Genomic DNA, 14,844 nt, shown 5'->3' with positions numbered 1-14,844 from the left:
GTTCATGTCTGGCCCACGGCCGAACATGCCCTTGGAATGGCGCGCATACCCATGGGCATCTGCGAAGCGCTGAGAGTGGAAGGTGCGCCGATACGAGCTGCGCACCAATGCGAGGCAAAGAATCTAATGGCTGCTTTCCAGCGTTTTGGTGGCCCACTAATGAAGGTTGCACTGATGCAATCGCCCAATGGGCGTGTGGTCCTCGGGCTTGCCGAGGGTGGAATAACCGTTGCGAAGTTCATTGCCGATCCGCAGTCCGAGCTTGAAAAAATGGCCAACACCGCCAAGGCCGAAAGCGTGAGCTCCGCCCAGAAGGTCCTCGAGCAAATCACCACCGTGTCTTCCTTTGATCCCGGGGACCAAGGGTTCCGGAGCATGTGGGCGACCTTTGCCGGCGTCGGGCTGGTGCTCATGGGGCTGATGATCTTCGCGCTCCATCATTCCTACAGCCGCGGGGAAATGTCCGACGATGCCTACCAAAACGCCCTGATGTACTACGCACCCGGCGGTGCCATCCTGGCCGTCTGGGGTCCACCGCTGATGCACCAACTCGGCGAGTGGTCCTCGGGGCTGGCGGCAGGGACGGGGGCATTCGCGGGATCCCAGGTCACCGACTTCATTGTCGTCATCGCGCGCTTCGGGGCCCTGGAATCCACCGAATGGTTCGGCCCCCTGATTGCCCTGCTCTTCTTCGGCCTGTTGTTGATTGGCTCGTGGGGCGTGTTGATCTACTTGGCCATGGTGCCGTTCCTGCAGGCCTCGGCAGCGCTGGCGTTGGCGTTGCTGGTCGGCATGTTCATCCACCCCCGCACCAAGCCGTACGCCCTCAAGGTCGGCACCACGGTGCTGGGGCTGATGTTCCTGAAGCCGGTGCTGTATCTGCTCTTGGGCGGGATCTTCTGGATCCTTGCGCACCAGGAAGTGCTCACGTCGGAGGCGAACGGTGTACTTTCCACGGCGGTCAGCCTTGCCGTGACGGCGATGGTGTTGATCGCCGTGTTGTTTGCCCCGGCCGCGGTTTTCCGGTTGATGCCCGCGATGCCGGCCAACGATTTCCAGTTCGGGGGCGGGCCCAATGTGGCCGGCGCGGCGGTGGCTGCCGGGGCCGGGGCTGCGGTGTCGCGGTCGATCTCCTCCAAACGCGGCGGGGCATCATCCACCGGCCGGGCAGGAAGCCCCGGTAGTTGGGGTGCCCGAGGCGGATCGGGCGGTGCTGGCCCAGCTGATTCCGGCGGCTTCGGGGGAAGTCCCGTCCCTGGTTCGGGCGGAGGCCATGCTAGGCCCGGCGGGCCGGCGTTTTCTCGTGCCGGAGGCTCCGCTGCGGGGAAGGAAAGTGGTCATCGAACGGGCACTACGAAGTCCAGCGGACGTACCGGAGTTGGCAGGAACAAGGATGGCTCACAACCCGAGCCCGGTTCGCCGCGGCAAGGCAGCTCCGGGGACCCCGGAAACAATTCAACAGCCCCGCGCCCGAATCAGCCAGCACACGGGACACCGGGTGTTCCCGCCTCCGGGGTCCCGGCGTCCGTCGCCGATACTGCGGACAACCATGCCGGAAGCGTGCCATCGTCCGGGCATCCGGACCAAACCCCGGGGCGTAAGTCGCGGTCGACCGGCAGCGTCCTGGGTAGTGCGGCCGGGGCCGTGGCCCGCGCGTCGGTGAAACCCCTGCAAGCCGGTGCCGTGGGGGCCTTGCATGCCGGGCGGGAAGGGGCCCGTCGTGCACGTGAAGCCTCCGAGGCCATGGTTCCCAAGAACTGGGGGGAATGACCATGTCACGGAGTGTCATTCTGGGCGGGGAAATCCGTGCCCGCGATGCCGGAGGGCGCACCGCCTATGAATGGGCCCTCGCGCTGGCCAGCCTGCTGCTGGCCTTGGTCATTGGCTTTGCCGGCGGGGACAACCTCGGGACGTTCTTCCTGGCCGTCCTCATGGGTGTCACCGGGGTGGCGCTAAGTTCCCCCGCCTCCATCTGGGGTGGCCGCAGTCCCGCCGGGTTGCTGGTCGAACGCGTCTATGCCGTGTACCGGCGTCGCACCGGTCGAAACGTCTTTGACCCCGCGTTGGCCACCGGATCCTCGAAGATGTCACGGGATACGGCACCCGTGATGGTGGGGGATGTGAGGATCACCGAGGTCCCCTACTCCACCCGGGGCACCGCATCAATTTTCCGCCAACAGGCCGGAGGCCCGTCCTACTACACCGTCGTCTTCGAGGTCCAGGGGGCGGCCAGCGGGGTCCAGGAAGAGGACTTCGAGGACGCGGCACACATCGGGTGGGGACAGGTCCTGGCACGCTGCGCCCGACGGACCTCGCCGGTCAGCCATGTCCAGTCCTTTGCCCGCTCGGTGCCCTCCGACATCACCGACCACACCCAGTGGCTGGCCGCCTACGTTTCCCCCGATGCGAACGACGAGGTGCTGCGTTCCTACCAGGACCTCTGTCTGGAAGCCGATGCGCGGGCCGAACAACACCGGTCCTACGTGGTGCTGAGATTCAATTCGTCCGTGGTCCTGGCCCGGATGGGCGCGGCCAACGGCGGCGGCCTCGAGGGGACGTACCGGGCGATCACCAACGAGGCACGGGCCGTCATGGAACTGGCCGTCACCCTGAACGCCATCACGGCGTTCAGACCGCTGGACAATTCCCTGGTGGCGTCCCTCTTCGCCCACTGCCAGGACCCCTACACGTACGCCATCGACGACTACGAGGCGGCGTCCATCGACCGGGTCTGGCAGCACCTTGACGGGGGCGCGTCCAGGCACGGGGTCCAAGTCAACGGGAAGGGCTTCACCCGGGTGGGCTACATCCCGCGGGACGGGTTCGAGGTCGGGGAACTCCCGGTCCAGGCGCTGAAGCACTTGGTGTCGGGAATCTACCCGCCGGTGATCCACTCGGTGTCGTGGATCAACGCCCTTCAGGACAGCCAACAGGCGCGCGCCAGGGCGCGCCGGCACCGGACCCGGGACCATGCGAAGAAGCGTGAACGTGCCAAGAAGGGCATGCTCTCGGACGGCACGGACGAGGTGATGCTGGGAGCCTCCGAGCAACGAGCCCAGGATTTGATGCCCGGGCAGGGCCACCACGGGGCCGCGTGGGCCGCATACCTGAGCTACACGGTGGAACGCGAGGACCAGCTCGAATCGGTCGCCACCCACTTGGAGGCCGCCGCCTCCAATGCCGGGGTGCGGCACATCGAATGGTTGGACCGCAAGCAGGACCTGGCCCTCGCCGCCGTGCTGCCCCTGGGACGGGGGATCCGGCCATGAGCCTGATCAAGGACAAGCTTCCGGGTCGGTCGAGGGTGCACGACGTGAAACCACGAACAAACGACGGCCGGCGGACGGACCAACCCCGCGACGATAGCGCGCCCCAAGCCACGACCTCAACCACGACCGGACAGGGGCGCCCGTCGCCGGAGACAAGCAACGACGGCGCCGGGGCCAAGGACAGTCTCCGGCGCGGAAAGAAACCCCGGAAAGCAGCGGATCCGGGAACCACCGACGGTTCCTCCAACGACCTGCGCTGGCACGCCCACCGCAGGCTTGCCACCGGCTCCAAGCTGGGGCTTTATGACCCGGCCCCGCCCGGCGCCCCGTCCTCCACCCGGCAAATGGAGGCCAGCCTGCTGGCCGTCGCGGCACCGCCGACCAACCACAAGGGGCTGATCTTCGGGCTGGACACCGGCACCGGGTGGATCATCAGCCACGACCCGTTCTTCGCCTACGGGCACACCGTGCAGAACCCGAACGTCTGCTACATCGGGGACGTCGGGTCCGGGAAAAGCTCGGCCATGAAAACTTGGGGACTCCTCCGGCCCCTGGTCCTGGGCCGGGACATCGTCGTGTTGGACAAGAAACGCCAGAAAGGCACCGGGGAAGGCGAATATGCTCCCCTGTGCCGGCATCTGGGACGCGAACCGATCGCCTTCAGGATCGGCGGCGGCGGATCCTGCATCAACATCTTGGACCCGCGGATCGGTGCCGGGGACCACGACGAGGGGCACGCCGGGGCCCCGGCCGGGCAGTCCATGTTGCTGCGGGCCGTCACCGAGGAAGCCCTCGCCCGTCCCCTGACCCCGTTCGAGGGCAAGGCCCTGCGCACCGCCCATCGCCGGGCCCTGCGCAATGCCGCCGAGCACGGCTATGTGGCGACCATCAGCCACGTCATGGACGCGCTCCTGCACCCGGACGAGGAGGACGCGCGGGAGGTGGAGGTCCCGCGGGCGGAGTTGCGCGGCTGGGGCCTGGAAATCGCCTTCGAACTCGAGCGGCTGATCAGCGACGACCTTGCAGGCCTCATCGACGGGGAGACCTCCCCCGAGGTCCAGCTCGGTGAGGGGCTGACGGTGTTCGATGTGTCCAATCTTCCCGAAGCGGGCCCCGCTCTGGCCATCGTGATGACGCTGGTGAACACGTGGTTGGCGAACATGCTGCACCGCCGCACCCAGAACCGGCCCACCCATTTGCTGGTCGAGGAGGCCTGGCATCTGGTGCGCGGGACGGTGGCGGAGGTGATCGCCCGGAACCTGAAGCTCTCCCGTGCGCTGGGGCTCTCCAGCCATTTCGCGTTCCACCACATCAGCGATGTCCCCGAGGGCTCCACGGCGCAGGCGATCATCAAGGAATGCGACACCATCTTCATCTACCAGCAAAAGAAACCTGCAGACGCGCGGGCGGTCCTGGAGATGTACGACCTGCCGGCCTCCAGCTACCTCGACATCCTCAAGCTGGCCACCGGCAGCTGCCTGCTCAAGATCGGCAGCGAGGTGCCGATCAGGGCCCGGCACCTGCGCAGCCCCAGCGAGGTGACACTCACCGACACCGACGGGGCCATGAGGCAGGTGCAACATGCCAGGGACTAGGCCACGGGGCACCAATGCCGGCCCGCTGCTCGTGCTGGCCCTCGTGCTCGCCGTCCCCTATGCGGCCCTGAACCTGGGCGAGGCGATCACCCCCACCGGATCGGCCATCTCCTGGAATGCCCGGGACCTGGCTGCGGGCCTCGTGCGGGGCCGGGTCGCATGGCCGTTCGCCTCCACCTTCATCGCCCTGGGCCTGTTCGTGGGTCTGGTCCTGGCCGCGGCCGTGGTCATGGAAGGCACCAAAGGCCTGCGGTCCAGGGAGAACGAGCCGGGCCCCTCCCCCGGCACCCTGCGGGCGTTGTCCCTGCGGCGTGCCGCCAATCATGCGCGCAAGGCCCTGCGGGTCCCGCCCGGGACCAAGGACCGGGACCTGGTGGTGAGCATGGCCGCAACACCCAACGGCAGGAAATCCCTGTACATGCAGTTCGAGGATTCGTGCTGGACCTACGCCCCGGCCCGCGCCGGCAAGACCCTCACGATCGTGGCCCCCGGCATCCTCGGCGCCCCGGGGCCAGTCCTGGCGACCTCCACCAAGGTCGATGTCCTTACCCACACCGCGGTCCCCCGCCTGGACGTCGGCCGGGTGTCCGCGTTCGACCTGGAACAGATCACCGGCTGGCCGCACCAGGTGGTGTGGGATCCGGTGCGCGGCTGCCAGGACGAGGACGAGGCCCTGGCCCGCGGCAAGGCCTGGGCCAGGGCCACCTCGAAGGGGAACGTGAAGGGCGGGGACTGGTTCGCCGACCAGGCCGCCGCCGTGCTCGGGCGCCTTCTGCACGCCGCGGCACTGGAGGGTAGGGACCTGCGCGATGTCATGCGCTGGGCCGCGGACTTCACCGACGCCGAACCCGTGGAAATCCTCCGCCGCCACGGCGCACCCGAGCCCTTCGTTGCCAGACTGGTGGACCTGCGCTCCTCGCGTGCTGGGGAAGCGGTGGACGGCATCAAGATGACCCTGCAGGGCCTCTTCGAACCTCTGGCCTCCGGCAGGGTGCTCGCCCAGCTGGTCCCCGAGGGACGCGCCGCCTTCGACGCCGAGGCATTCCTGTCCGGACGCAACACCGTCTATGTGATCGCCGACGGGGACGCCTCACCGCTGGCACCCCTGGTGACGATGTTCACCGACTTCGTGTTCCGCACCGCCAAACGCCTGTCCCAGCAGCGGGCCGGGGGACGCCTCTGGCCGGTGTTCACCATGTTCCTGGACGAGGCACCGAACGTGGCGGCCATCCGGGACATGCCGGCGGTGCTCTCCGAATCCGGGGGACGCGGCATCCGGGTGCTCGGGTTCTCGCAGTCCTTCGCCCAGAACGAGGCACGGTGGGGCACCGACGCGGCCAGGGCCATCCAGGAGACAGCAAACGTCGTCGTGCTGATGCCCGGGCTCAAGCGCGAGGCCCTGAAGGACTACGCGGCGGAAATGGGCACCAAGCACCGGCAACGCCGCAGCCGATCCACCGGCCGCGGCGGAGGCTCAACGACCACCAGCCTCGAGGAGGTGCAGGTGATGAAGGCCGAGGAGATCAAGCACCTACGCGTCGGCCAGGCTCTGGTGGTGTATCGGAACCTGCCTCCCTTCGTCGGGCGGATGCACCCGTTGTGGGAGCGCAAGGACTGGAAACTGCTCAAGGAGCAGAGCCGGCAGGCCGAGAGAATGTGCGGGAAGCTGCCCGTCGATGAGGAACCCGGGGCGGAGGTGCGAGGCCATGGACGCGGACGATTCATCGGGCGCCTCGGGGAACGCTTCACCTTCCTCCGCCGGGGAACCTGAGGGCACGTTGGCGGAAATCGTGCTCGAGCACGACGACAAGCTCGAACACCTCCACAAGGCCCTGCAGGAGCAGCAGAAAACGCTGGCCGCCCTGGTCAAGCACCTCGAACAACCGGGCAGCTCCCCCGCTGCACAGGATCCGGCCCCGTGGAACCTGAAGGACGGGACCGAGAAGCAGCGGCGCAAGATCCTCGGCCAGCTCTTCGACTGGATCGACTGGTACAACGAAACCTACCCCGGGGTCGAGGAACACGTGATCCCGCCGTGCTGGTTCCACCACAGCGCCGTCGTCCAGGAACTGGTGGCCGTGTTCGTGGCCTGGCAGGCCGCATACTGCGGGAGCGATGAACCCAACGATGCCCCGGCGTACTGGCACGACCGGATCCTCTACCCCGCGATCAAGCGGTTGTCCGGTGACAAGGCAGCCGGCTGGGGCAACTGCCTCGGCGCCCACCGGGAACCACGGCGCCCGGACACGGGCCGAGAGAACCACCTGGAATTCCGCGAGTGGCTGGAATCTTTAACCCACCGGAGCGATTCGGCTGCCGACAAGCGGTTCCACGGCTAGCCTCAAGGCACGAAGGATATGTCGCCGCGTCCCCCATGAGGGGTCCCGCTGTGACTTCCAGTGGATGCATCCGCACATGAATGGAAACCCGGTAGCAAATACCCCAGGGGGCCTTCGCTTTCCTCCGCTTAGGCGATATGCCTTGAGATGAGTGCAGCGAACCGAAGCCGGTTCAGATAGCCCGGTACCGGGAACCCGGCGTTCTTCCGCGTGACCTTGCCTGCCAGGTCCTTCAGGATGCGCGCAGTGTCCTTGCGGAACCCGATCGGATCCGGGTCACCCAGGAGCCACTCGGTGCTCGGGTGCGCGTCACGAATTTCGAGCAGGCTGTGCAGGTCGGCCAGGTCCTTCTCCGATCCGCGGTCCTTCCAGCTATGGGCCTTGAGGACCGCTGCTGCTTCCAGGTTGGGGATCCGGGTCTGGTACTCGATGACTTCGGTGTCATCGAGATGCGCTTCGACGTCGATGACCAGTGCCGGGGTCATCAAGGCGAACCGCAGCTCGGGCAAGGTGTCGATCTGGCCGACCCCGGGGACCGACTGCGCCCGGATGCCCTGGGCTGCTCCGGTCCGGGCGAGCAACAGGTTGATCTCGATCCGCTGTTCGGCACCAACATCCTTGAACAGGATGTTCCCGCCCTCCTTGGTGAAGTTCGCGGCAACCAGGTTCTGGGTCACCGGCTCAAGAACCTCGACGCTTCCCAGCGCGGCGTCCGCATCCGCCGTGGACCGAAGCACCGCGTTCGCCGTCAGGTAGACGTGAAGCAGCATGCGGACCATGTGACCGCCGATGATTCGATAGTCGCCGCGATCTGCCACCGCCTGGGCCACGGCCTGCTGGGCACGGTAGCCCAGCACATCCGAGATGCTGAGGGCGTGGACGCGCACCTTGATCGGTTCGATCGCGTCCGTCACTGATTGCTCCTGATGATGAGTTTCTTGAGGTGGCCGGCGGCCTCCACACTGTCCGTGTCGCCGCTGGCCAGGACATCCCAGTAGACCATGACGGCATCAGCCAGGGCAGATACCCCGGAGCACGGGGATGGCATGGCACGGGCAAGGCGCCACAGTGTTGGGTCCCGGGGTATGCACGTGATGAGCGTGGCTTCCTCCACGGGCGCCGGGACGAAGCCGTCGTCGCCCAGGTCGATGGGACGGTTGACGTAGATACGGCCACGGGAGGGCAATTTCCACGGAGCCAGCCGGTCTGCAGCCACGTCGCCGCTTACCAGCGGACTGGCATCACAAAGCTCGGCGGCTTTCGCGGCCTTGAGCGTCTGCTCGGCAATCGGGTCCAGGCTGTACCAGCCGAATTCCTGCCCGCCGGGACCGGAGTATTCCTCCACCCAATGCCCCAGCAACGCCTCCTTGTCGACGGCCGCCAGTCCGCGCCCGCCGTCTGCGACCAAGTCCCCCAGCTGGCGGGCGGCATTGGAGACGGATTGCTGGCTGGTGCCCAGAAGATCGGCGATCACCGGCTGTCGCTGCGGCCCGGTGGAAAGAAGCAGGCAGCGGCCCACCGCCCAGCGAACCCACGCTGCCCGGCCGGAGGGACGTCTCCGTACCGGGGCCTGGACTGGATCCTCGCTCGCGTAAACGGATCCTCGAATCACCAGCCGGAGCGGGTGCTCGGTGAGGACGTCGAAATGCCCCGCCTTGGCCTGCTCGAGCATGCCGGGAGTGATGGTGCGACCGACGAACAGGGGACCAACCGGGGAACTGCGATGGGAGGAAACGTTGCGGACCGCATGGGAGGTTACGTGATCCAGGGACACGGTCGGCTCCACCAGGAAGGATTCCCCCGACGGCAAGCGCAGGAGCCAGCTGCGCTCGGTGGCTCCCTCGGCGATTCCGATGTCGAGCTCGCGCAGCAGTGCAACCACATCGACATTCATGCGACCCTCCAACAAGTTTCATCCCGAGTAGCGGGTTGTTTCTTGTTGGACAGTTCATCACATGCATGAGTATAATGGCAAATTTTTCCAGAAACCCGTGCGGCCGGACGACCGAGTAGGGTTCACCACCGCAGGTGGTGTCCTCGACCGGTCAAAATAGACCTTGGCAGGTGTTGTTGAAATTTGGCGGCCGCGGAAACGCACCGATTTTTTGATCAAGGGAAGTCGGTCGCACTCACGCCGCCCGGGGACCCTCTTACGGGGCTGTGAGACTTCGAAACGAACATACGAAACCCCTTTTCGGGGCAGTTCGACTATTCCGGTACCAAAGAACGTGGCCTCATTAGTTCCTACCTGGACCAAGGATCTTTGTGTGGCCGGGAGTCCTGAACTTGCAGTTGCTTCAATGTGGACGCTGTTGCGCAGCTACACCAGGCGGACGGCGACAAGATCGGCTTCGGCAGCTGCAAGTTGTTGGCTGGTTGTGGCTCCAACGAGGTTCTTGAGAATGCCCGTTGTTGGGTCGGTCCAGGGATCGGGCGCGGAGCCGTCGAAGTCAGTCGAGCCCAAACCGGGCACGCGCTTTTCTTACCAGCTCGTCGGATGTCACTTTTCCAGCAACATATTCCTCGGACTCCGCACGGCAGTCGTCACTGACTTCAAGGCCCTCAAGGCTCATGCTGTGGGCGGCCTCGATGACCCAGTTGCGTCGCTGCTCAGTCATCGTCATGCCATATCCTTCCCGCACCACATCGGCGCAACGTCCATGGCCCGCATCACCGATCCCGGCGATGCAAAGGGACGGCCGGAGACAACCTTGTGGACTCGTGAATCAATGCTACGTGCGGAAACCCCAAAAATTGTGCCCTGGACAGAACGTTCCCGTCACGCTGTCCCGCCGCCGTTCGGCTTACCGCAACCAATTCAAAGCGGTGCCGCCGCCGATCCATGAAATTCATGCCCTCGCGATGGCTCCGTCCACCTACCATGCGGCGCCGGTCATCCCAGTCGCGGTCCCTCGGCATCCGGCCCGGTCCCGGGGTCCTCGCCCCGCCGGGCCTTGCGGACCTTGGGGGTACGAGTTTCTTGGAGACGCTCCAGTCTCTCGCGCAACGTCGGTTCCCCGGCGTCCCCGCCCGGGTTCGTTGCGGGTGCGGGCGCAGCGACCGGCTCGTTCCCGGCATCCTCGGTTGCCGGCTGGACCGGGTGGTTCCTTTCGTGGCGCCGGCGGCGCAGTTCGGCGATCGCAGCCTCGGCCGCCGTCGGCACCGCATTGGGGGCGGCGGCCAGTTCGGCCTCGATGCGCTCCACGGTACGTTCCCCCGGGGTGAGCGGGGGCTTCGTGGTGAGGCTGCTGTGCTTGTGCAGTGCGGTGGCACGCGTCCTGAAGTCCTTGGCCAGGGGATTGTCCCGGTGTTCCTTGGGGACGAGGCCCGGTTCGCTATCGGGGATGTTGTAGGTGTGTCGGTAGGCGGCGACCTCGGCGGCCAGGTCGCGCCACTCCCGGTGGCGGTCCGCGCGGCGGGGCACCGGCCCCAAATCGTGGAGCCACGGCGGTGGGTTCTCGGCCAGTTCGGCACCAACACGGGTGAATTCGCGTTTCACCACGTCTCGGTACTGCCGGATTTGCGTGGCCCAGGCGGCGGGGGTCTCGGGCTTCCAGACGTGCGCTGTGGGCGCGAACCATTCCGGCAAGTCCCGCGGGGTTTCGTGTTCACGCTGCTCCACGAGGGAGCGCAGTTGAAGTTCGTCGTTGATCCGTTCCACGATGATGTCGGCACCGTGGATGCGGGCGGTGCGTTCTCGTTGGAACGTCTCGGCCCGGTGGACATCGTCGGGCAGGGTCTGCCGCAGGGATCGCTCCTGATGCAGCCTGTCCAGCGCCCATTCAAGTTCTTGGGTCTTGTTTTCCGGGTCGGAGGGGATCTGCCGGTCGCGTTCATCCTCGGTCCGGGTGATCCGCGCGGCGAGTTCGTCATCCCCCAGGTGCCCGTAGAGGCGGTGCCGCCACGGCTTGGCCCCCGCGGTCGCCAGGGCGGCGGGTTCGTTAAGGATGCCGTGGTGGCGCGCGAGGGCGAGGTCGCGCAGGTGCCGGAGGTGCCCGGCAGGTATGTCCTTGAGCGGGCGTCGCGCCTCGGCCAGGAGGCGTTCGCGGCTTTCCATGAGTCGTTCCAGCCTCCAGGCCATCACGGCCGAGCGGTCGTGCGCGGATTCGATCTCGCCCACGTCCAGGGCGTCCTGGATGAGCCGGTGTACCTCCAGCCCCCGGTTCTCCGCGGTTCCCAGGTGGTGGGCGACGGCGTCCCAGACCGGGGAACGGAAGTATCGGTGGGCTTCCTCGGTGTCCAGGTGGGCGGCGAAGAGGGTGCGCAGGCGCTGGTCCCGGGCCTGGTCGACCAGGTCCCGGTAGACGGCACCGAGGTGCTCGAGGCTGCGGGCGCGCAAGCGTTCGGCGGTGGCGGTGTCGTGGGCCGTCAGGTTTCCCGCGGTGTTGGCGGCGATCCGCGCCAGCACGCCCGGGGCGTGCTCCCCCGCTTCCAGGGCCACATAGATCTTGTTGCCGTACCGTCCGCGGCTGGTGGCCACGTACGCCTGGGCGCGGTCCAGGCTGGCGGCCAGGAGCGAGTGGGAGCTGTCGTAGGTCATGCCCTGGGCGCGGTGGATAGTGGAGGCGTACCCGAGGTCGACGTGGTTTCGCACATACTCCGCGGGCAGGGTCGTGGTGCCGTGGTGGTCTCGGTGCTGCACATCCAGCGACCCGTCCGCCCTGATGCCGGTGACAGTCCAGACGTCGTTGTTTTTCACGAAGTCGTGGCCGCGGTTCACCGGAAGCCTCCGGTCGTTGCGCCGGCTGACCACCACGTCCCCCACATACGCGCGCGCCCCGTTTTGCAGTCGGGTGCCGGTCCCCGGGTGTAGTTCGCCGAGTTGCAGGCGGTAGGCCTGGGCGCGGTCATTCAGGCTGCCGACCAGGGCGTTGCTGGGGGCGATCATCAGGGCGTGGAGCCCGGCGTTTTGGTCTTTTTGCCACCCGGCGAAGACACGGTGTTCCATCAGGTCCGTGTCTCCGGCCATGATGCGCCGGTGCTCCCAGTAGTACGTCCACGGGTCGTCGGTCCCGGTCAGCGGGGCCTGGCGCAGGGACAGGCTGGCGGCCGCCTCGTCCTCGTTGGGTGTGCCGTCGGGGTGGCGGAAGCGGTGCACGGTTTCGAGGCGGACGGCGGGTTCGTATTGGTCGATCAGTCGCAGGGCACCGCCGCAGCCGATGGCTCCGAGCTGGCGGTCATCGCCGATCGCCCGGATCACCGCCCCGTGGTCGGCGGCGAGGTCCACTGCTTGGGCGAAGAGGCCGGTGCCGACCATGCCTGCCTCGTCCAGCAGGAGCATGTCGCCCGGTTTGAGGGGGACAAAGTGTTCGGTGGGTTCATTGGCCCCGAGCACGAACGCGTCCAGGGTCATGGCGTCGCTGCCGATTTCGCGGCCCAGCGCGGCGGCCGCGGCGGCGGTCGGGGCGACGGCCAGGACCCTGCCGCCGGAGGCCCGGGCGGCGTCCACGACCAGGCGCATGGCGGTGGTCTTGCCGGCGCCGGCCGGGCCGATGCCGATCTTCAGCAGCCGGTCGCTGCAGGTGAATTCCTCGGCCAGTGCCCGCTGCCCCTCATCGAGCCGCCCCTCATACGCACTGAGGCACCGGGTGAATTGGTCGTGGGAGGCCACGGGAATGATGGTGCGTTGCGCGGCTTCCAGCAGGTTGCTTTCGGACCTCAGGACGGTGTGGGAGGTGTAGAGCTTGCGCTTGGCTTTCTGGTATTTGTGTATCGCCATCATCGCGCCGGCCACCGGTTGCGGCACCGGAAGGTCCGGGGTCACACACAATGAATGGTCCTCCAGGACGGTGCGGGTGAGGGCGAAGACCATGGTGTCCGGCAGCCTCCGGGGCCCGGCCAGTGCGCCGAGTTGGCGGGTTGCTTCGGCCTGGACATGGTGTTCGCCCCAGACGGCCCGTTCGGACTCGATCCGCTGCACCACCTGCGCGGCGAGGCCCTGCATCTCGTCCGCCGACAGGTCGAACGAGATCCCCGATGCGCCGATCCCGAGCGCCGCGGACGCACGCTGGGCCTGCTGGAGTGCCTCGTCCCCGGTCGGCAGGCCGAGCGTGTCCCCGAACTTGTGCTGCCAGTCGGCGACCAGTTCTGCCAGCGGTTTCCCGTGTTTCTTGTCCGCGCGCGTGGTGAGGGTTGCCTGTTGGCTGAGGCTGATCATTTGCTTCCGGTTGGGCTCGTAGCCGTGCTCGGAACGGAACCTGTCCACCAGCAGCCGTAGAGCCGACTGGATCTGGCCCCGGCGCGAGGATGCGGCGTCGATGGCTCGCACATCGATCCCGGCGATCTCCGTGACCGGGCGTTTACCGGGGACCTGACGCTCGCTGGTGGCCACGCCCAGGGCGTTGCAGACGTTCTCCATGACACAGCGGTTGTAGTGCTCGCTGGCAGCCACGTTGAACTGGTACAGCAGCGCCCCGTCCAAGGTTCCCCATTGCTCGTCGGTGCCCAGCACCTTGTTGGAGACCACCACGTGGTCGTGGAGTTGAGGGTCCCCGTCGCGGGCGTCGTAGTGGCGGAACCTGGTGTAGATGAGGCCGCCGGCCACGTCCTGCTGCAGCACCCCGTTCTTCCCCCGTCGCGTATATACGGCGGTGTCCTCGAGGTATCTCATGGTCGATTCCACTGCCTCGAGGTGCGCCCGCTCAATCAGCAACCGGGTGTTCTCCCCGCCCACGCCCCACAGGTAGGAGACCGACTTCGGCGGGGAAAACACCAGGTCGAAGCCGGCCACCGCTTGGGCCGCGGGGTGCATCTGTTGGGAGATGAAACGGCCGAGTTCTTCCCTGGAGACGGGGTTGCGGCCGTGCAGTTCACGGAAGTACCGGGCACCGACCTTGGCCCTGATGATCCGGCGTTCATCGACCCCGGGCGCATGGTGTTGCAGGCGTTCGAAGTCCCCCAGGGCGGTGGCGATCCGGTGGTGGAGGGTGTTGTCCTTCTGGGTGAAGCGCTTGTAGCGCTGGCCCAGTTTCTGCTCGAAGGGTTTGCCGGTGCGGTCGCTGGTTTCGCCGAAGCGCGGGTGAAGTCCCTCCCCGTAGAGCAGCTGCATCTGCGCCTCGGTGACCTCGCCGCTGACCTCCAGGTGCGCTGCTCCGCGCCCTCCCCATTGTCCCGGTGGGTAGCCGGAGAGGTGGTAGTAGTCCCCCAGGTCCCGGTTCGTGGCGCGTAGTTCATCACCGCTGGCGACTTCACGGGTGTAATACGTGTAGCCGTCGCCCGCACTGAGCTTGTGCACGGTCATCACACCCCCAGTGTGAACCCGCCCTCCTCATTTATCAAGGATGCATGAGGTGTGACAAAGCATGGTGGTTTGACGAGTCCGACGAAGGAGGAAGCAGTCTCGGCGAACCGGTAGCGATGTCGTTCTTCCGAGGGACGAGGAAACGTGAACGGCATCGTGCCATGCTGCGGCCATCAAGGTGTTGATGCGGTTGTGCACGGGAGAATGCGCGGTGGGTAACACGCTTTTCGTTATCCACGGTGGATTCGACGGTGTGCAACCGAGGCGCTGTTTCCGATTTTTCCACAGGCCGGCGGCCTGTGCTCGCTTCTGGCCTGGTGCCGGCACGGGTCCACCGAAATCTCGGAACCGGTGCGTGGGAACCATGGGTGAGGCCGGGACCCGCCGTCCCGGTTCAGGAC

At 66.7% G+C, this 14,844-nt stretch carries 9 protein-coding genes; 5 read left to right on the top strand and 4 right to left on the bottom strand.

Going from position 1 to position 14,844, the window contains the following annotated elements:
• The first annotated feature begins 174 nt into the window (after nt 1-174).
• Genes ACFY5D_RS21320 through ACFY5D_RS21300 form a run of 5 tightly spaced genes read left to right on the top strand, consistent with a single transcriptional unit; the run spans nt 175 to nt 7,203 of the window.
• Nucleotides 175-1,770: a hypothetical protein gene (locus ACFY5D_RS21320; protein ID WP_387534462.1), complete on the top strand. Its 1,596-nt coding sequence runs from the start codon at nt 175-177 to the stop codon at nt 1,768-1,770.
• A 2-nt stretch (nt 1,771-1,772) separates the two neighbouring features.
• Nucleotides 1,773-3,269 carry an SCO6880 family protein gene (locus ACFY5D_RS21315; RefSeq protein ID WP_387534460.1) on the top strand — a complete coding sequence of 499 codons (1,497 nt, stop codon included), beginning with the start codon at nt 1,773-1,775 and terminating at the stop codon, nt 3,267-3,269.
• On the top strand, nt 3,266-4,864 hold the full coding sequence (locus tag ACFY5D_RS21310; protein WP_387534458.1) for an ATP/GTP-binding protein: 1,599 nt from the start codon (nt 3,266-3,268) through the stop codon (nt 4,862-4,864). The genes ACFY5D_RS21315 and ACFY5D_RS21310 overlap by 4 nt, the downstream gene beginning before the upstream one ends.
• A complete protein-coding gene (locus ACFY5D_RS21305; protein ID WP_387534456.1) occupies nt 4,851-6,635 on the top strand; it encodes a type IV secretory system conjugative DNA transfer family protein in 1,785 nt (594 codons plus the stop codon). The genes ACFY5D_RS21310 and ACFY5D_RS21305 overlap by 14 nt, the downstream gene beginning before the upstream one ends.
• The gene (locus tag ACFY5D_RS21300; protein WP_387534454.1) at nt 6,571-7,203 is read left to right on the top strand and encodes a hypothetical protein; all 633 of its coding nucleotides are present in this window, start codon (nt 6,571-6,573) and stop codon (nt 7,201-7,203) included. Before ACFY5D_RS21305 ends, ACFY5D_RS21300 begins: the two co-directional genes overlap by 65 nt.
• Nucleotides 7,204-7,331: 128 nt before the next feature.
• Here ACFY5D_RS21300 and ACFY5D_RS21295 read toward each other — a convergent pair whose 3' ends face one another.
• The 4 genes from ACFY5D_RS21295 to mobF all read right to left on the bottom strand — a co-directional run bounded on the left by ACFY5D_RS21295 (nt 7,332) and on the right by mobF (nt 14,443).
• A complete protein-coding gene (locus ACFY5D_RS21295; RefSeq protein ID WP_387534452.1) occupies nt 7,332-8,117 on the bottom strand; it encodes a hypothetical protein in 786 nt (261 codons plus the stop codon).
• The gene (locus tag ACFY5D_RS21290) at nt 8,114-9,097 is read right to left on the bottom strand and encodes a hypothetical protein (protein ID WP_387534450.1); all 984 of its coding nucleotides are present in this window, start codon (nt 9,095-9,097) and stop codon (nt 8,114-8,116) included. The genes ACFY5D_RS21295 and ACFY5D_RS21290 overlap by 4 nt, the downstream gene beginning before the upstream one ends.
• Before the next feature lie 556 nt (nt 9,098-9,653).
• The gene (locus ACFY5D_RS21285) at nt 9,654-9,827 is read right to left on the bottom strand and encodes a hypothetical protein (protein ID WP_387534448.1); all 174 of its coding nucleotides are present in this window, start codon (nt 9,825-9,827) and stop codon (nt 9,654-9,656) included.
• A gap of 269 nt (nt 9,828-10,096) precedes the next feature.
• The gene (gene mobF, locus ACFY5D_RS21280) at nt 10,097-14,443 is read right to left on the bottom strand and encodes a MobF family relaxase (RefSeq protein ID WP_387534511.1); all 4,347 of its coding nucleotides are present in this window, start codon (nt 14,441-14,443) and stop codon (nt 10,097-10,099) included.
• Nucleotides 14,444-14,844: the final 401 nt, after the last annotated feature.

Origin of the sequence: Paeniglutamicibacter sp. NPDC012692 (assembly GCF_042901625.1) — a bacterium.
In the GTDB taxonomy this organism is placed as follows: Bacteria; Actinomycetota; Actinomycetes; order Actinomycetales; family Micrococcaceae; genus Paeniglutamicibacter.
Note: the sequence above shows the minus strand (reverse complement) of the source record. Positions and strands in the feature narration are given on the sequence as shown.